This is a genomic window from Pseudomonas sp. R1-18 (assembly GCF_051132095.1).
In the GTDB taxonomy this organism is placed as follows: domain Bacteria; phylum Pseudomonadota; class Gammaproteobacteria; order Pseudomonadales; family Pseudomonadaceae; genus Aquipseudomonas.
Genome location: NZ_CP071658.1, coordinates 2,786,831 through 2,804,011, shown reverse-complemented (window position 1 = coordinate 2,804,011; position 17,181 = coordinate 2,786,831). Strand labels below are relative to the sequence as shown.

The 17,181-nt window shown below is 62.0% G+C and carries 16 protein-coding genes; 5 read left to right on the top strand and 11 right to left on the bottom strand.

Translation table 11 applies throughout. The features are described from left to right. Nucleotides 1–66: 66 nt before the first annotated feature. Together J3P77_RS12920 and J3P77_RS12915 are read left to right on the top strand one after the other, a co-directional pair. Nucleotides 67–2,484 (top strand): glucose/quinate/shikimate family membrane-bound PQQ-dependent dehydrogenase, encoded by a 2,418-nt coding sequence (locus J3P77_RS12920; protein ID WP_434677024.1) that lies wholly within the window; start codon nt 67–69, stop codon nt 2,482–2,484. Between the two features lie 369 nt (nt 2,485–2,853). Further along, on the top strand, nt 2,854–3,327 hold the full coding sequence (locus tag J3P77_RS12915) for a hemerythrin domain-containing protein (RefSeq protein WP_434677023.1): 474 nt from the start codon (nt 2,854–2,856) through the stop codon (nt 3,325–3,327). Between the two features lie 55 nt (nt 3,328–3,382). Here J3P77_RS12915 and J3P77_RS12910 read toward each other — a convergent pair whose 3' ends face one another. Further along, nucleotides 3,383–4,225, bottom strand: a complete 843-nt coding sequence (locus J3P77_RS12910; protein WP_434677022.1) for an EamA family transporter — start codon at nt 4,223–4,225, stop codon at nt 3,383–3,385. A gap of 146 nt (nt 4,226–4,371) precedes the next feature. On the opposite strand from J3P77_RS12910, the gene gcvA reads away from it, so the two are divergent. After that, nucleotides 4,372–5,289, top strand: coding sequence for a transcriptional regulator GcvA (gene gcvA, locus J3P77_RS12905; RefSeq protein ID WP_434677021.1), 918 nt, complete (start codon nt 4,372–4,374; stop codon nt 5,287–5,289). 436 nt (nt 5,290–5,725) lie between these two features. Here the strand turns inward: gcvA and J3P77_RS12900 are convergent, their stop codons facing one another. Genes J3P77_RS12900 through J3P77_RS12870 form a run of 7 tightly spaced genes read right to left on the bottom strand, consistent with a single transcriptional unit; the run spans nt 5,726 to nt 12,431 of the window. Further along, nucleotides 5,726–6,808: an ABC transporter substrate-binding protein gene (locus J3P77_RS12900; protein ID WP_434677020.1), complete on the bottom strand. Its 1,083-nt coding sequence runs from the start codon at nt 6,806–6,808 to the stop codon at nt 5,726–5,728. Beyond that, on the bottom strand, nt 6,805–7,986 hold the full coding sequence (locus J3P77_RS12895) for an NAD(P)/FAD-dependent oxidoreductase (RefSeq protein ID WP_434677019.1): 1,182 nt from the start codon (nt 7,984–7,986) through the stop codon (nt 6,805–6,807). The genes J3P77_RS12900 and J3P77_RS12895 overlap by 4 nt, the downstream gene beginning before the upstream one ends. After that, nucleotides 7,983–9,407, bottom strand: a complete 1,425-nt coding sequence (locus J3P77_RS12890; protein WP_434677018.1) for an FAD-dependent oxidoreductase — start codon at nt 9,405–9,407, stop codon at nt 7,983–7,985. Before J3P77_RS12890 ends, J3P77_RS12895 begins: the two co-directional genes overlap by 4 nt. Beyond that, nucleotides 9,404–9,712, bottom strand: coding sequence for a (2Fe-2S)-binding protein (locus tag J3P77_RS12885; protein WP_434677017.1), 309 nt, complete (start codon nt 9,710–9,712; stop codon nt 9,404–9,406). Before J3P77_RS12885 ends, J3P77_RS12890 begins: the two co-directional genes overlap by 4 nt. 24 nt (nt 9,713–9,736) lie before the next feature. Then, a complete protein-coding gene (locus tag J3P77_RS12880; protein WP_434677016.1) occupies nt 9,737–10,531 on the bottom strand; it encodes an ABC transporter permease in 795 nt (264 codons plus the stop codon). 2 nt (nt 10,532–10,533) lie between these two features. Continuing rightward, nucleotides 10,534–11,406: an ABC transporter permease gene (locus J3P77_RS12875; protein ID WP_434677015.1), complete on the bottom strand. Its 873-nt coding sequence runs from the start codon at nt 11,404–11,406 to the stop codon at nt 10,534–10,536. Next, on the bottom strand, nt 11,403–12,431 hold the full coding sequence (locus J3P77_RS12870; RefSeq protein ID WP_434677014.1) for an ABC transporter ATP-binding protein: 1,029 nt from the start codon (nt 12,429–12,431) through the stop codon (nt 11,403–11,405). Before J3P77_RS12870 ends, J3P77_RS12875 begins: the two co-directional genes overlap by 4 nt. Nucleotides 12,432–12,677: 246 nt before the next feature. Between J3P77_RS12870 and J3P77_RS12865 the strand changes: the two genes are divergently transcribed. Both J3P77_RS12865 and J3P77_RS12860 read left to right on the top strand, forming a co-directional pair. Continuing rightward, complete coding sequence (locus tag J3P77_RS12865) at nt 12,678–13,514, top strand: IclR family transcriptional regulator (RefSeq protein WP_434677013.1); 837 nt, start codon at nt 12,678–12,680, stop codon at nt 13,512–13,514. 201 nt (nt 13,515–13,715) lie between these two features. Further along, nucleotides 13,716–15,335, top strand: coding sequence for a methyl-accepting chemotaxis protein (locus J3P77_RS12860; protein ID WP_434677012.1), 1,620 nt, complete (start codon nt 13,716–13,718; stop codon nt 15,333–15,335). 61 nt (nt 15,336–15,396) lie between these two features. Here the strand turns inward: J3P77_RS12860 and J3P77_RS12855 are convergent, their stop codons facing one another. From J3P77_RS12855 to J3P77_RS12845, 3 genes are all read right to left on the bottom strand, one after another. Beyond that, the gene (locus tag J3P77_RS12855) at nt 15,397–16,359 is read right to left on the bottom strand and encodes a class I SAM-dependent methyltransferase (protein WP_434677011.1); all 963 of its coding nucleotides are present in this window, start codon (nt 16,357–16,359) and stop codon (nt 15,397–15,399) included. Between the two features lie 110 nt (nt 16,360–16,469). Beyond that, entirely contained in the window at nt 16,470–16,703 is a 234-nt protein-coding gene (locus J3P77_RS12850; RefSeq protein ID WP_434677010.1) for a hypothetical protein, read from the bottom strand. 88 nt (nt 16,704–16,791) lie between these two features. Next, nucleotides 16,792–17,178 carry an FKBP-type peptidyl-prolyl cis-trans isomerase gene (locus J3P77_RS12845; RefSeq protein WP_434677009.1) on the bottom strand — a complete coding sequence of 129 codons (387 nt, stop codon included), beginning with the start codon at nt 17,176–17,178 and terminating at the stop codon, nt 16,792–16,794. Nucleotides 17,179–17,181 lie beyond the last annotated feature (3 nt).

Here is a 17,181-nt window from a genome sequence, read left to right as displayed (position 1 = left end):
GCTTGCTCATGATGGCCCCACCTACTTTTAACTTTCCCCAAAGTTATGCGTTAGAAGGATCAAGCAATGACTAACTCTCCTCCTTCAACTTCCGGCCGTCGGTGGCTGGTCTGGATTGTCGCCCTGGGCGTGCTCGTGTTCGGAGTGCCGTTCACACTGGGCGGTGCCTACCTCGTCACGCTGGGCGGCAGCTGGTACTTCCTGCTCGCCGGTATCGGTCTGATTGTCTCTTCCGTTTTGCTGTTCAGGCAGCGACTGGGGGGCGCCTGGCTGTTCGCGGCTCTGATGGTGCTGACCGTGATCTGGGCGCTGGTCGACGCCGGGCTGAACTTCTGGCCGCTGGTGTCGCGTCTGTTCGCGCTGGGCGTGCTGAGTCTGCTGGTGGCACTGGTTTACCCGAGCCTGCGCAAGACCAACGGTCTGCCCGCCGGTCGGGGCGGTTATGCGTTGAGCGGCGCGCTGGTCGTGGCCATGGCTGCCGGCTTCTGGGGCATGTTTGTCCCGCATGCTTCGGTTTCGCCAACCGGCGAAGGTCCGGGCCTGACCAAGGTTGACCCGGCCAAGGCCCAGAAGAACTGGGAGCATTACGGGAATGACACAGGCGGCAGCCGTTTTGCGGCGCTGGACCAGATCAACCGCGACAACGTCTCGAAACTGGTTCCGGCCTGGACCTACCACACCGGAGACGTTGCAGTAAGCGACGGCAACGGTGCGGAGGACCAGCTGACACCGCTGCAGGTTGGCGACAAGGTCTTCATCTGTACCCCGCACAACAATGTCATCGCGCTGGATGCCGATACCGGCAAAGAGCTCTGGAAAAACCAGATCAATGCCAAATCCGCGGTCTGGCAGCGCTGCCGGGGCCTTGCGTACTTTGATGCCATCGCCGCGGTCGCTCAGCCTGCCGGTACGTCTGGCAGCGCCGTTACGGTTGCCGCCGGTGCCAACTGCCAGCGCCGTCTGCTGACCAACACCATTGATGCGCGTCTGATTGCCGTGGACGCCGACACCGGCGAGTTCTGCCAGGGCTTTGGCAACAATGGCCAGGTGGATCTGAAAGCCGGTCTGGGCAGTGTTCCTGATTCCTACTACCAGCTGTCGTCGCCGCCGTTGATGGCCGGCACCACCGTAGTCGTCGGCGGTCGAGTGGCCGACAACGTGCAGGCAGACATGCCGGGCGGCGTGATCCGTGGTTTCGACGTCATGACCGGTGAGATGCGTTGGGCGTTCGACCCAGGCAATCCGCAGAACAAGCAAGAGCCAGCTGGCGACAGCACTTTTGTACGCAGCACGCCAAACAGCTGGGCGCCGATGTCCTACGACCCGTCCACCAACACCGTCTTCCTGCCGATGGGCAGTTCCTCCACCGACATCTATGGTGTGGAGCGGACCGAGATGGACCACAAGTACGGTGCTTCTGTTCTGGCCCTGGATGCGTCCACCGGTGATGAGAAGTGGGTGTACCAGACCGTCCACAACGACCTGTGGGACTTCGACCTGCCGATGCAGCCTAGCCTGATCGACTTCACCAAAGCAGACGGCAGCAAGGTTCCCGCCGTTGTGATTGGCACCAAGGCCGGCCAGATCTTCGTGCTGGATCGCGCGACGGGTCAACCGCTGACCAAAGTGGAAGAAGTACCGGTCAAAGCCTCCAACATCCCGAACGAACCCTACTCCAAAACTCAGCCAAAGTCCGTCGGCATGCCGCAGATCGGTGCACAGCACCTGACCGAGTCGGACATGTGGGGTGCTACGCCGTTCGACCAGATGCTGTGCCGCGTTTCGTTCAAGAAGATGCGCTACGAAGGGCTCTATACGGCGCCTGGCACTGACGTTTCATTGAGCTTTCCCGGTTCGCTGGGCGGGATGAACTGGGGCGGTATTTCGACTGATCCTGTCCATGACTTCATCTTCGTCAACGATATGCGTCTGGGCCTGTGGATCCAGATGGTTCCAGCCGAGCGCGAGGCCAAGGCGTCGTCCGGAGGCGAGGCCATCAACGCGGGTATGGGCGCGGTGCCGCTCAAAGGCACGCCTTATGCGGTCAACAAGAACCGCTTCCTGTCCCTCGCGGGCATCCCGTGCCAGGCGCCGCCGTTTGGCACGCTGTCGGCGATTGACATGAAGACACAGAAAGTCGCCTGGCAAGTGCCGGTCGGCACCGTCCAGGACACAGGTCCGCTGGGCATCAAGATGCGCCTGCCAATGCCGATCGGCATGCCGACGCTGGGCGGAACCCTTTCCACCCAGGGCGGCCTTGTGTTCATCGCCGGCACGCAGGATTACTACCTGCGCGCGTTCAACTCTGCCAACGGCGAGGAAGCGTGGAAAGCCCGCCTACCGGTGGGCAGCCAGGGTGGCCCGATGACCTTTGTGTCGCCCAGGACCGGCAAGCAATACGTGGTAATCACCGCCGGTGGTGGTCGTCAGTCACCGGATCGTGGCGATTACGTGATCGCCTACGCGCTGCCTGACAAGAAGTAACGCCAAACCCGCTGTGGCCTGCAATGGGCCGCGGCGGGGTGGTTCACAGCCGATAATCGTCAAGCGATTCAAAACCGTCGTCCATTTCACGTCATGGAATATTCATAGGCTTATTTTCGTTGAGCGGATTTTCCGCTTGGGAAGATCTGGCTGAGTTTTCGCAGTCGTCACTCACTTGGTTTCTGCAATGTGGATTTCATGCATTCGTGCAGAAAGCCCGAGACACTGACCGGCTGCCATTGGTAAGTCGTTGATATGACTATGGTCTTGCGTGTCTGCCGCTTGGCACAGGGACTGCAACTCTCTCTGTGTAAACAGCCGGACAGGCATCCAGACCCGTCCGCTGACCGTGAGCCCGGAGGAAACAAAATGAACGCTATCGACCTTCTCAAAGCAGACCATGAACGTGTCAAAGCCATCCTCACCCAGTTGAGCGAGTCCACCGAACGCGCGGTGAAAAAGCGCACCGACCTGCTTAACAAGCTGGAAATGGAAATCACCCTCCACACCAAACTGGAAGAAGAAATCCTCTATCCGGCTTTTAAGGAGGCAGGTTCAAAAGAGCAGGACATCATGTACTACGAGGCGAAAGAAGAGCATCGCACTGTTGATTCGCTGGTACTGCCGGACCTGAAGAACACCGACCCGGCCACCCCGGAGTTTTCCGGCCGCGTCAAGGTGGTGAAGGAGCTTCTGGAGCACCATATCGAAGAGGAAGAATCCGAGATGTTTCCTCAGGCAAACGAGCTGCTTGGCAAGGCCAGACTCGATGAGCTGGGCGCGCAGATGGAAGCGATGAAAGCTGAGTTCAAGAAGATGTCACGCTCTGACCTGGCTGCGTGATTCAGGCATCAGTTGCAGGCCCAGCTACGGCTGGGCTTTTTATTTCAGACGTGGACTAGAGCCCCAGGCAAACCGCTCCCGCCGCAACCAGCCCACAGACGCCCCAGCGTCTTGCGCTCATTTCCTGACCCAGGAAGATTTTCCCGATCAGCGCTGCAAACACGACGCTGGTCTCGCGCAACGCTGACACCCCGCCCATTGCTCCCGATTGCATGGCCCAGATTACGATGCCGTAAGCGGCGATCGACACCAGACCACCGGTGAGCGACGAGCCGACGGCGGCGGGGTGGGTCTTCAGTGAAGTCGTCAGGGCGCGACGACCACGGCTCGCCACGAACAGCACCGGCATTATCCAGTACGACAGGAACATCCAGGCGGTGTAGGCCAGCGCCTGGCCGCCCGACTGACGTACCCCGACACCGTCGATGACCGTATAAAGGGCAATCAGTACGCCTGTGGCGAGCGCCGTCAGCATGCCTGCGCGGGATACGTGTCGGTCGAGAAGGCCAAGCGCAAGGATCCCGCCCGATATCATGACAATCCCCAGCGCGTGCACCAGGCTGATCGCCTCGTCCGCGAACAACGCCGCGCCGAGTGTGACCAGCAACGGTGACGATCCCCTGGCGATCGAGTAAGCCACCGCCAGATCATTGGTGCGATATGAACGTACGAGGCTGACGTTGTAGACGATGTGTACCAGCCCGGACGCGATGATGTAGGGCCAGGCTGCGGCGGCCGGCAACGGCAGGACGAGCACGGCGACCGTCGACACGGCAGCTATCAGGATGCTCATCCATGCCATCGACAGATGACGGTCGCGATTGCCGTGCAGCATGGCGTTCCACCCTGCATGAAGCATGGCTGCAAGAAGAACGAGACCGCCGGCATAACTGACCATGGTTCTTTCCGGATTCAGGACGCGAGAAGGGGGCGCCGATGCGGTAGTCGCATTAGGCCTGGAAGGTTTGGCCTGCAAAATATCTATCTTGGTGCGCAATGACAAACCAGATAAATTGGCGGTTCACGTTAGAGAAGCTAACCCGAATGAAGCAACAACTCCCGCCGCTCAACGCGCTGCGCGCCTTCGAAGCTGCCGGCCGGCTGTGCAGCTTCAAGGAAGCTGCAGCCGAGCTGCATGTAACCTCCGGGGCGATTAGCCAGAGCGTCAGACTGCTTGAGAACTGGCTCGGCGCATCGCTGTTCGAGCGGCGCAATCGGCAGGTGATCCTGACGCCTGCGGCCAGGGCTTATCTGGCCAGGATCGGACCGTTGCTGGAGCAGATTGCAGTGGCGACCGCGCAGTTCGGCTTTCCGGATGCAGCGCCTCGCACGTTGTTGGTGAACGCTCTGGCGACCTTTACCTTGCGCTGGCTGGTGCCGAGACTAGAGGCCTTTCGCGCCAGTCATCCGGGCATCGATGTGCAGGTGCACACCTCCAATATGCCGGTGGAAAGTATCAAGGAGATCTACGACGTCATCATCCGCGGCGGGCCGGACACGCTTTATGGCTACTCGACCAAGGCCTTCCTCGGCGAAGACAGACTACCGGTCTGCAGTCCGACGCTGCTGGAAAGAGTGCCGTTGCGCGTGCCAGAGGATCTGCGGCACCACACGCTTCTGCATACATCGAGTCTGCCCAGGCTCTGGCCGGACTGGCTGGCGAGCGCCAACGTGCCTGCCTTGAAGCCAGCGGCCGGTGTGGTGTTCGACCATTTTTACCTGACCTTGCAGGCCGCCATAGACGGCCTGGGCATCGCAATGGGCCCTGCGGCACTCGTCGCCAGCGACCTGCAGGCCGGGCGGCTGGTTACGCCCTTTACCGGGCCACGACTGAAGTCGCGCAGCTACTGCGCCTATGTGCCGCACGAAAAGCTGGAGGATGAGGCGGTGCAAGTCTTCTGCTCATGGTTGGAGCAGCAGGGGGCGGGCAGATCGTCAGCAAGCGCAGCGCCGTCCGGCTAACTCCCACAGAAGCGCCGGACCGCTTTTGATTCTGCCCGCAGGGCGTGGGAGTCCAGCTTGCTGACGATCTGCCGGGAACCGGCAGCAAAGCGACACACGCGGTGTGCCTGAAGAAACATGGTCGGATCAGTTGCTGCCGCTGCGCGGCAGATCGTCAGCAAGCTAACTCCCACGCCCTTCGGGCAGAAGCCCTGTGCCCGCTTTATATCTGTTGAATTACCGCCCAGAGCAACCAGCCTCCCACGCCCTGCAGGCCGAAGCGCTGAACCAGCTTTTGATTCTGCCCGAAGGGCGTAGGAGTCCAGCTTGCTGACGATCTGCCGGGAACCGGCAGCAAAGCGGGATACGCGATGTGCCTGAAGAAACATGGTCGCTTCAATTGCTGCCGCGCAGCGCCAGCAAAGCGGCATACGCGATGTGCCTGAAGAAACGTGGTCTACCGCTCGATGCTTCGGCTCCAGCGCGCGTTCCATTCAGGGCGGATCTGGTTGACCTGGTCCCAGTCGATGGTCACGGCGGTTTCCAGGTATTTGTTCATTGCCGCGACTTGTCCACGGGTCTTGTCTGTGGTCGGCGTCCTGGGGTTGGACGGGATCTGATCGCCAAACTCCAGCGCCGGGGCCTGGGCCTCGGGGGTCAAGAGATAGGCTGCCAGTTTCTGCGCCAGTTCAGGCTGGCTGTTGTTGGCGATGGCGCATTCGGCCACGTTCAGCACCACGGCACCTTCCTTGGGTGGCGCGTATTCCACCGCAACGCCCTTGATCTTGAGCGCCGTTACCTGGGTCGGCGTCAAAGGGAACAGCGCCGCTTCGTCGGTCTGGACCATTTCGGAAATCTTTGCCGAGCTTGCGATGTACTCCAGCACGTTGGGGCCAACCGTCTTGGGCCATGCCTTGAAACCAGGCTCCACGTCTTTCTCACTGCCGCCCTGGATGCGGTTGAACATCAGAAAACCATGCAGGCCGAAAGTGGAGGAGGCCAGGGACTGGAACACCACTTTTTCCTTGTAACGCTTGTCGGCCAGGTCCATCCATGAGGTCGGTGTGCTCCAGCCGTTTTCCTTGAACATACGCGTGTTATAGGCAAGGCCCGTGACCCCGAGACTGACTGCGGCCGCCTGTTCCTTGATCTTTGCCTTGGCGGGCAGGTCCGCCAGCCCGGGGCTCGGTTGCAGGGCGTCGCACAGGCCCATGGAAATGGCGCGATACATGATCCCGTCGTCGAGGAACATCACGTGCATCTGCGGGCTGTCCTTGCTGGCCTGGACTTTCGCCAGGATGTCGGCCGAAGTCCCGGGGACGATGACCACCTTGACGTTATTGGCCTTCTCGAACGCCGGCAGTACCTGATCGGCATACAGACGTTCCATGGTCCCACCGTTCATGCCCAGATAAAGCGTTGTTTCGGCCCGAGCAGGCGCGCAGACCAGCAGGGCGGCGAGCGGCAGGCACGACAGGCCTATGGCGGCGCCGCGTGTGACGCTGTCGGGTTTGGCGTTCTTCAATCTGGCATTGATCATAGCGGCGACCTTCCTCTGTGCATTGGGATGACGTTGCTGGGTAGAGTGACGACGGGTGTTGCTGTCTCGGCCTGAAAGCGGCCTATGGAAAACGCGTCCAGCGCGATGGCCGAGCGACCTTCGCAAACCCATTCGGCCAGTGCTTCGCCGACCGCCGGGCCAATCTGGAAACCGGCCCCGGCAAAGCCGAAGCCGTGCAGCAAGCCGGGCTGGCGCAGGCTTGGGCCCAAGACCGGCTGGCGATCCGGCAGATAGCCTTCGGTGCCGCTCCAGGTGCGTATCGCCATGGCCCCAGCCAGCGGTGGATACAGTTCGACCGCGTTGCGCAGAATCTCCAGCACCGCAGCCTGACCGGGACGCGCTCGCGCAGGGTCCAGCGCGAAGCCTTGACCGCCACCGAGCACGCAATTGCCGCGCGCGACCTGGCGCGCGTAGATGCCGCCACCTTCAACGCCGGTGCTGACATCCATGAACATCGGCAGCGGTTCGGTCACCAGCATCGCCGGATGGCCGGAGTGCATCGGCACCGGTTCGCCGAACTGTGCCGCCAGCTCGCCGGCCCATGCGCCGGCGCAATTGAGCAGCCAGGGTGCGCGCAAGGTCAGGCCGCTGGTGGTGCGGACGACGAACGCACGACCATCGTGATCCACTTCAGTGACCTGCGCCTGCTCGAAAATCTGTGCCCCTGCGCGCCGGGCCGCACGGGCGAACGCCGGGGAAACCAGGCGCGGATTGGCGTGACCGTCATCGGCGCACAGCGACGCGCCAACCGCGACATCGCCGGCCCACGGATAGCGCGCTCGTAGCTCATCGCGATCGAGCAATTGCAGATGCAGGTCATACGGGCCGCTGGCCACGGCGTAGGCACGCAGCGCGGCCATGTCCTGCTCGCTGCGCGCCAGCTTGAGATGGCCGGACCGGACATACTCGCCATCCGTGCCGAGGAGCTCGCGCAGATTGCCCCAGATCTGGTGCGCGCGTTGCGACAGGGGAAGTTGCGACAGCGGCCTTCCCTGGCGACGCACACCGCCATAATTGACTCCGCTTGAGTGCGAGCCGCAGAAGTCGCGCTCCAGCAGCGCCACGCGTCGGCCTTTGCTGGCCAGCGCCAGCGCCGCGGACGAGCCGACGATGCCGCCGCCGATGATCAGAGCGTCAGTTTCGATTACTTCGCTCATGGCTCGATCTCCAGGCCGAAAGGCAGCGGCTTGACCGGCGCCTGGCCACGCAGACGACCAACGCTCTGTACGTCGCGCCCGCTCTGGGTCGCGATGATTTCCGCCGTGGCCATGGCGCACATGCGCCCTTGGCAGCGGCCCATGCCGACCCGACACATCGCCTTGACCCGGTTGATCTCCCAGTGGCCGTCGGCGACCGTGGCGCGAATCTCGCCGGCGCTCACTTCTTCGCAGCGACAGATCAGGGTCTCGTCCGGCACGCTGGCTGCCCAGACTTCAGGAAACGGGAATGCGCGTTCCAGGCCTTGCCGAAATTTCCGGATGCGTTGCAAGCGCTGCCTGAGTTGCGTGCTGCGCGCAGCGTTTACCGATTGATCCGGCTGGCCCGACAGATCGCCAAGCAAGGTCAGTGCCGCGAGCTCACCGGCCATCTCCGCCGCATCAGCGCCCATGATGCCGGCGCCGTCACCTGCCAGATAGACGCCCGGCACGCTGCTGCGTCCGGCCTCGTCGCGGGTCGGGAGCCAGGCACGGTTCAGCGGGTTCCAGGCAAACTCGCAGCCGAGGAGGTCGGTCAGCTGCGTTTCGCTGCGCAAGGCATGGGCAAAGGCTACCGCGTCACATTTCAATTCGTGCAGCTTGCCGCGATGCTGCCAGCTGACGCCGTCGACGCGCTGTTTGCCGTGAATGCGTTCAAGCGTTGCTCCCTGATGCACAGGGACACCATGGGCTGTAAGCCAGGCGCGGTAATACAAGCCCTTGGCGAGCGTGGCAGGTTGGGCAAGAAGGGCGGGCAATGCACGGCACTGCGCGGCGAAGGGCGAACTGTCCAGCACCGCCACGACGTTCGCGCCGGCCTTGGCGTACTGATAGGCCACCAGATACAGCAATGGCCCGCTGCCGCTCAGAACAACACGCTCGCCGATGGCGCAGCCCTGATATTTCAGAGCAATCTGCGCCGCACCCAGGCTGTAAACGCCCGGCAGCGTCCAGCCGGGCACCGGCAGGATCCGGTCGGTCGCGCCCGTGGCGACGATCAGCTGTTGATAATCAACGCGGCCGGCGCGACCTTCTCGCAGCGTATCGAGCCGGCCGTTCTCGGCGTTCCACACCAGCGTTTGCGGACGGTAATCGATGGTGGTTGCCAAGGCGTCGAGCGTCTGGTGGACAGCCGAAGCCTTGCCCGCTTCAAAGCCATAAAGAGCCTTGGCGGAACGCGCGAAGTTCTCGGGCTGGCGACGGTAGATCTGCCCGCCGCCGCGCAAGCCTTCATCGATCAGGCACGGTCGCACGCCGTGGGCGAGCAGGGTCTCGGCAGCGCGGATGCCCGCAGGCCCGGCACCGATGATCACCACCGCCTTCCCGGTCGGGTCGCCGTTGGAGCCGGATTCGCTCAGCGCCTCTTTCCCAGCGGCATTCATGGATTCGTCCCCGCGCACTGCACACGCCCAGGCTCGCGGCTGACCTCCTGACCGGCCTCCAGCAACGTCGAGCAGGCTCGCACCCGCCGACCGTCACCCAGCCGGACCCAACAGTCCTGGCAGGCACCCATCAGGCAAAAACCGGCGCGCGGCTCGGCGCTGAAGTCGCTGCCGCGCAGGTGATCGCCAGCCGTCAGCACGGCGGTCAACAGCGTGTCGCCCAGCAGGCCGCTTGCGGGCTTGCCGTCGAGGGTGAACGCCAGGCTCGGGCGGTCGGTTTCGACCAATCGTTTCAACAATGCCATGACAGCGACGCTCCGCACCTCGAGTTAATGTCTGCCGACCAGCACCCGATCCAGGCCGTACACCCGGTCGAGCAGGATCATGGTCGCCGCAGTCAGGGCGATGACCAGCGCCGATACCGCGGCCATCATCGGGTCGATGGATTCGGTGGCATACACGTACATGCGCACCGGCAGGGTCTGGGTCGCCGGCGAGGTGACGAAGATCGACAGCGTCACCTCGTCGAAACTGTTGATGAACGCCAGCAGCCAGCCTCCCGCGACACCGGGCAGGATCATGGGCAGGGTGATCTGACGAAACAGTGTGAAACGGCTGGCGCCCAGCGATTCGGCCGCCTGCTCGGCGCTGCGGTCGATGCCGATGGCCGCCGCCAGCACCAGGCGCAGCACGTAGGGAGTGATCACCAGCGTGTGGGCCAGAATCAGCCAGGTAAAACTGCCGTTGACGCCCATCAGCGCGAACAGGCGCAGCATCGCCACACCAAGCACCAGATGCGGAATGATGATTGGCGACAGAAACAGCGCATTGAAGAAATTGCGACCGGGAAACTCGTGGCGAGTGATCGCCAGCGCAGCGGGCACCGCGATCAGCGTCGCCAGCGTGGCGGAAACGAACGCCAGAATCAGACTGTTGTAGAACGAGTCGACGAAGTCCGCGCGCTCGAAAATCGCCCTGAACCAGCGCAGCGAGAACTCGGTGGTGGGCAGGCTCAAAGTGTTCTCCGGTGTGAAGGCGACCAGACACACCACGACCAGCGGAGCCATCATAAAAACCACTACCAGAGCATGGAAGGTCAACGCCAAAGAACCGTTTCTGGACATGCTCATACCCCCAGGGATTTCTTGTAGCGGCCTTCGATCATGCGATTCCAGGACAGCATGATCAGCAGATTCACCAGCAGCAACGCCACCGCAATCGTTGCGCCCATGGGCCAGTTGAGTTCCGAAAGGTATTGGTCGTAGACCACGGTCGCGACCATCTTCAGACGGCGACCGCCCAACAGACCGGGAATGGCGAACGAGCTTGCGGCCAGGCCGAAGACGATCAGCGAACCGGAAAGCACACCCGGCATGACCTGCGGCAGCACAATCATGCGCATAACCTTGGCCTGGCTCGCACCAAGCGACAGCGCGGCCTGTTCGGCGGTGGGATCGAGCTTCTGCAGCGAGGTCCAGACCGGAATGATCATGAACGGCAGCATCACGTGAACCAGGGCGATGATCACCGCAAAAGGCGTATAGAGCATCTTCACCGGACGCCCGCCCATGGCCTGCAATGCCTGGTTGATCAGCCCGTCGGCACCGAGCAGCAGGCTCCAGCCGAACGCCCGAACCACGACCGAAATCAGCAGCGGCGTGAGGATCAGGATCAGAAAGATCGAGCGCCAGGGCGTGCGCATGCGGCTGAGGATGTAAGCCTCGGGCACGCCGATCAGCACACAGAGGAACGTCACCAGCGCGCTGATCCAGAAGGTACGCAGGAAAATTTCATAGAAATAGGAGTCGGTGAGCACCGCCACGTAGTGGCCAAGGGTGTAGCTGTCGCTTTTGACCCCGACTTCGTAGTCGAACACATTGAACGACAACACCAGCGTCAGGCCCAGCGGCAGCACCAGCAAGCCGATGTACAACGCCAGTGCGGGGGCCGACAGCCAGTAGCCGCGACCGCCCCGGCGTATTTCGGTCAGCGCGCTCATGCATGTACCTCGTCGGCATCCAATACACGCAGCAACTCGGATGGCCAGTCCAGACCGACCGGCGTACCTTCCTCCAGCGGCGCCAGGCCGTCATTGCGACGCACCACCGTGACCTCACCGACGCCGGTCTGGATTCGGTAAAGCCACTGGCTGCCGAGGAAGTAGCGGGTCACGATTCGCCCGGACAATCGCCCGCAGCCGGTAGCCACCAGATCGATCTTTTCCGGACGCAGGCTCAGGGTCAATGCACCTTCGCCCGGCAACTGGCGGACCTGCGGGCACCCGGCGCTGTCCAGATCGCCGGGCAGCATGTTGGCCTTGCCGACGAAACCGGAGATGAAGCGGGTGCGCGGGTGTTCGTAAAGTTTGTAGGGTTCGTCGATCTGGGTGATGCGCCCGGCCTGCATGACCACCACACGGTCACTGATGGACAGCGCCTCGGCCTGATCGTGGGTGACCATCAGCGTGGTAATCCCGACCTCGTTCTGGATACGCCGAATCTCGAACTGCATCTCTTCGCGCAGATTGGCGTCGAGGTTGGACAGCGGTTCATCAAGCAGCAGGACCGGCGGCTCGATGACCAGCGCGCGGGCGAGGGCGACGCGCTGTCGCTGGCCGCCGGAAAGCTCGCGCGGATAACGTTCGGCGTGCTGGTTCAGACGCACCAGCTCCAGCACTCGCGCGACCCGGCTGCGGATTTCGGCGGCGGACACCTTGCGCATGCGCAGACCGAAGGCGACGTTATCGGTCACCGTCATGTGCGGAAACAGCGCGTAGCTCTGGAAGACCACACCCAGGCCACGGCTGCTGGGCTTGGCATGGGTGATATCGCGCCCATCGAGCACGATGCGGCCTTCGCTGACTTCGACGAAGCCGGCGATCATTTGCAGGGTGGTGGTCTTGCCGCAGCCCGACGGGCCAAGAAGAGAAACGAACTCACCCTGTTCGACAGCCAGGTGAGTGGCGACCACGGCGTCGATCGAGCCGTAACGCTTGGAGAGACCTTCGAGCTGCAAAAATGCCATGGCTGCTTGCACCTTGTTGTCAGGCGCGCCGGAGCACGCGTTTGTCATGGGCAGATGCGAAGTGAAGTCATGCAGCTCGGGTGGACGTTGGTGCTCGCTCTGAGTCGGCTACCGATGATTGTTCAAATCGCCCCTGTGGACTCAGATTAGGTCGAAGGCTAGGATGCGCTCAACGAGGAATTTCACTGAACAATATTTATTTTCAAATTCTTCCACTCATTGAATCGACAACGGAGGTAATCACCCATGAATTCCACTGAGCGGAATGAAGGTGAGAATGTTGTCGGTGTCGGCGCGGTTTGCCGACTGTTTGCCGTGCTCCGTTGCCTGGGCGATTGCGCTGAAGGCGGGGAACGGGTGACCCAACTGGCGCAACGCGTCGGCCTGTCCCAGCCCACGACCCATCGCTTGCTGCGCAGCCTGGTCGAGGAAGGCATGGTCGAGCAGGATTCGCTCTCCAGGCGCTATCGGTTGAGTATCGAGTTTTTCGCACTGGCCGCGAAGGCAGGCAATCCCGGCAACCTGCGCGATCTGGTCCGGCCAAGTCTGTTGCGTCTGTCGGCATCACTCGGAGATTCATTATTTCTGCTGGCCCGCAGCGGTTTCGACGCCATCTGTCTGGACCGCAGCGAAGGGCCATACCCGATTCGTACCTTCACCGGGGATATCGGCGGGCGAGTCGCATTGGGCGTGGGGCAGGGCAGCCTCGCGATTCTGGCGTTCCTGCCTGAAGAAGAGCGCGAGACGGTAATCCGCTACAACCTGCCACGCCTCAAGGATTTCCATCTGTACGATGAGGTGCTGCTCAGGTCCGAGATCGACAACGTACGCCGTCTGGGCTATGCCTCGCGCAACACCGGAGCCTTGCCGGGAATGGCCGGGCTGGCGGTTCCCATCCTTGATCGCACGGGGCGTGCCGTCGCGGCCCTGAGCGTGGCGACCATCAGCGATCGCCTCGGGCCTGATCGCCTGCAAACGGTGGTCGAATTGCTCAAGCGCGAGGCTTCGGCGATAAGCGCGAAGATCAATCCGTTTGACCCTTCACTGCGTCGCCCCAGCCAGGTCTTCGGGCTTTCCGAGTGACCGGCGGCAGCCTGTTCCTGACATTTTTATTACGCCAGTTAGCTACCGATTGGATCCATAATCGTGGACGTTCGTAACCTGATTAAAGAAATCAGCGGATAGGTCGATAGACCCAAGGCACGCTGCCTGAACACGGCAGCGACAGGGAAGTAGCACCATTCATTCGCGTTGAAGCGCAAACTACTTTCCCGAGATTTCGTCATGTCCAAATCCTTGCGGCTACAAATTCTTGCCATGCTCAGTGGCAGCCTGATCGTGATCCTCTTGATTGCGCTGGCCTGCTTCAACTTCCTGTCTCAGAACGTCCAGGCTTATCGCGAGCTGTTGCAAGGTCCGGTGCAGGCGTCGCAGCTGGTCGATGAAGCGAACCTGCACTTCAAAGTCCAGGTTCAGGAATGGAAGAACGTGTTGTTGCGTGGCAAGACCGCCGCCGAGCGTGACAAATACTGGACACGGTTTGAAGCTCAGGAGCGAGCGGTCCAAGACACTCTGGGTAAACTTGGCGGCTTGAAGAGCACCGACGCAGACCTCAAGAACCAGGTCGAAAAACTCAGGCAGGAACATCGCGAGCTGGGCGCGGCCTACCGCAACGGTCGTGACGCGTTCGTCGCCGCCGGCGGCGATGCGGCAGCGGGTGATCAGGCGGTCAAAGGCGTGGATCGCCAGACCAGCGAGCAGATGGCTGTACTGGTCGAGCAGTTGCATGCATTCAGCAGCGCACAGTCGGCCCAGATCAGCCAGGCTGCGGATCGCACCATTCTGATCGGTACGCTGGTGATGCTGGTGTCGGCGCTGTTGGTAGGCTTGCTGACGCTGTGGATGGTCAATCGCAACGTGGTCAAGCCGATCAGCATGCTGATCGAGTACGTTGCCAGGCTGTCCGAGGGCAAGTTCGGCGAGCGGGTCGACATCAGTCGCCGCGATGAACTGGGCCGGCTGGCGGCTGCTGCCAACACCCTGCGCGATTTTCTGGCTGACACTTTTGCGCGCCTCAAGCGCAGCACCACCGATCTGGATACCGCTGGCGGCGAACTGAAAGCCATCGCCGCGTTGATGGCGCAGGGCACCCACGAACAGTTCGAGCGCACCGATCAGGTCGCGACGGCCATGACCGAAATGTCCGCCACCGCGCAGGAAGTGGCACGTCACGCCGCTGATGCCGCACGCGCGGCCGACGACGCCGATCACAGCGCGCAGAGCGGGGAAAAGGTCATGCAGTCGACCATCGCCACCATCACCCGCATGCGCAATGAAATAGCCTCCACCGCCGGTGTGGTCCAACGCCTGGAAACCGACAGTGGCCGGATCGGCAAGGTGCTGGAAGTAATTCGCGGTATCGCGGACCAGACCAACCTGCTGGCATTGAACGCCGCCATCGAAGCGGCGCGTGCCGGAGAAGCCGGGCGCGGGTTCGCGGTGGTTGCCGATGAAGTCCGCACGCTAGCGAAGCGCACCGCTGAGTCGACTGCGGAAATCAATCAGATCATCAATTCGGTGCAGACCGGCGCGACCGATGCGGTACAGGCCATTCAGGGTGGCCAGGCGCGCAGCGAGGAGAGCGTCGAGCAGGTGACCCAGGCCGGCGAAACCTTGCAGCGTATTACGCTTGCAGTCGAGAACATCCGTGACATGAACCGTCAGATCGCCACCGCTGCCGAGGAGCAGACCTCGGTCGCCGAGGACATCTCGCGCAACCTGACCGAAATCACGGCGATCGCGGTGACCAACCAGGACAACGTCAAGCGCACCCAGGGCGCGAGCCAGGATCTGCATGGCCTGTCTGTAGGCCTGAACGATGTGATTTCCCGATTGAGCGCGTAGGGAAGCAGTGTGTCTAGGAGCGCGCTTGCCCGCGACGGACGGCGCGCAACGCCTACGCTCATTACGCCCAGCCGCTACGCGACTCGCCTTCGGCCTTGAACACCAGAGCCTTCAACCCGCCGTCTTCACGGGCGTCGGGGAATTCCGGCGGATTTTCCAGGCGCTGTTCAAAACGCAGGCCCGGCGCCTCGACTGCCGTATGCCGGATCAAAAACTCAGGCCCTACAGCCGGATCATTCATGCACGCCAGCACCGAGCCGTTCTCGTCCAGCAACTCCGGCAGCCGCCTCAGAACCCGCTGATAATCCTTGTCGAGCATGAAGCTGCCCTTCTGAAATGAGGGCGGGTCAATGATGATCAGGTCATAAGGGCCCATGCGGGTTACCTTGGCCCAGGACTTGAAGAGGTCATGCCCCAGAAAGCTGACGCGACTCAGATCGTGGCCGTTGAGGTGATGATTCTCGCGCCCGCGATTCAGCGCCGCGCGCGCCATGTCCAGGTTCACTACGTGGTCGGCGCCGCCAGCGATGGCCGCGACCGAAAAACCGCAGGTGTAGGCAAACAGATTGAGGATCCGCTTGCCCTGCGCCTGGGCACGCACCCAGTCGCGGCCATAGCGCATGTCGAGGAACAGCCCGCTGTTCTGCTTCTTGCCGAAGTCGACCTTGTAGCGCAGGCCGCTCTCGGTGATTACCCATTCGTCGATGGGCTCGCCCAGCAGCCATTCGGTGCTGCTCTGGGGCAGATAGCGATGCTGCAACAGCAGCGTATGCGCCTGACTCTGTTGCCACTGCACAGTGGCGGTCAGCTCCTGAAGTTGCGCAATCAGTGCCGCCAGTTCGTGATCCTGCGGTTGCTTGAACAACGACACCAGCACCACGCCCTGCATCCAGTCGACCGTAACGTGCTCAAGCCCAGGCCAGACCCGGCCGCGACCGTGGAACAGGCGACGTGTTTCAACGGGTGCGGCGGCGAGGGCGCTGCGCAGGTGCTGTTGCAGTAGGGCGAGTGCTTCGGGATTCATGACAAGGGTCGGTGCTGAAAAGGGCGCACATGTTAAACGTATTCGCCCGAATGGAAATCCCCGCGTTGGCGTCAGGCCATGGTCGCTGCCACTCTATGGCCACTGCCACTCTAGGGTAACTGCGACTTCGCGCGAACGATCTTTTTCGCTTTGACTTCGTCGGCGTAGGCCTTGAGCTGATCGGCATCGCTGTACAGCCGATTGACCATCTGCAGGATGGCGGTCACGTCGACGTCTTTCATTTGGGAGGCGAGCTTGAGAATTTCATCTGCGGTGGTTTCGAGATTCGTGGCGGTGCCCTTCAAATGTCTTTTCAACTCCTGGGTGGATTTGTTGAGCGGCATGGCGGGTCCTGTGGTCGAGTGCGGTAGTCCATGCGCCAAGCATGGCTTTTTCCAGGCTGACAAGCAAACGGCGCTCAAGGCAGGCCGTTCAATCGTCCCGGGTCAGCACTTCGAGCAGTTCGATCTCGAACGACAGGTCAGAGCCATGCTGAATATGCGCGCCCATTTTCCGCTCACCGTAGGCCAGATGCGCCGGCACGAACAGCTTGCGCCTGCCGCCGACTTTCATGCCCATCAGGCCCAGGTCCCAGCCCTTGATGACCCGCCCTGTGCCGATTACACACTGGAAAGGCTTGCCGCGCTCATGGGAGGAGTCGAAAACAGTGCCATCCTGAAGACGGCCGGTGTAGTGGGTGGTGATCAGTGCGCCCTTGACGACGGCCTTGCCGTCACCGACCTCAATATCGGTAATCTGCAGTTCGGGCGTGGTGGGCTCAAGGTCAGGCTTGCCGCCGTTCGCTGTGTCGTCGCTCATGAA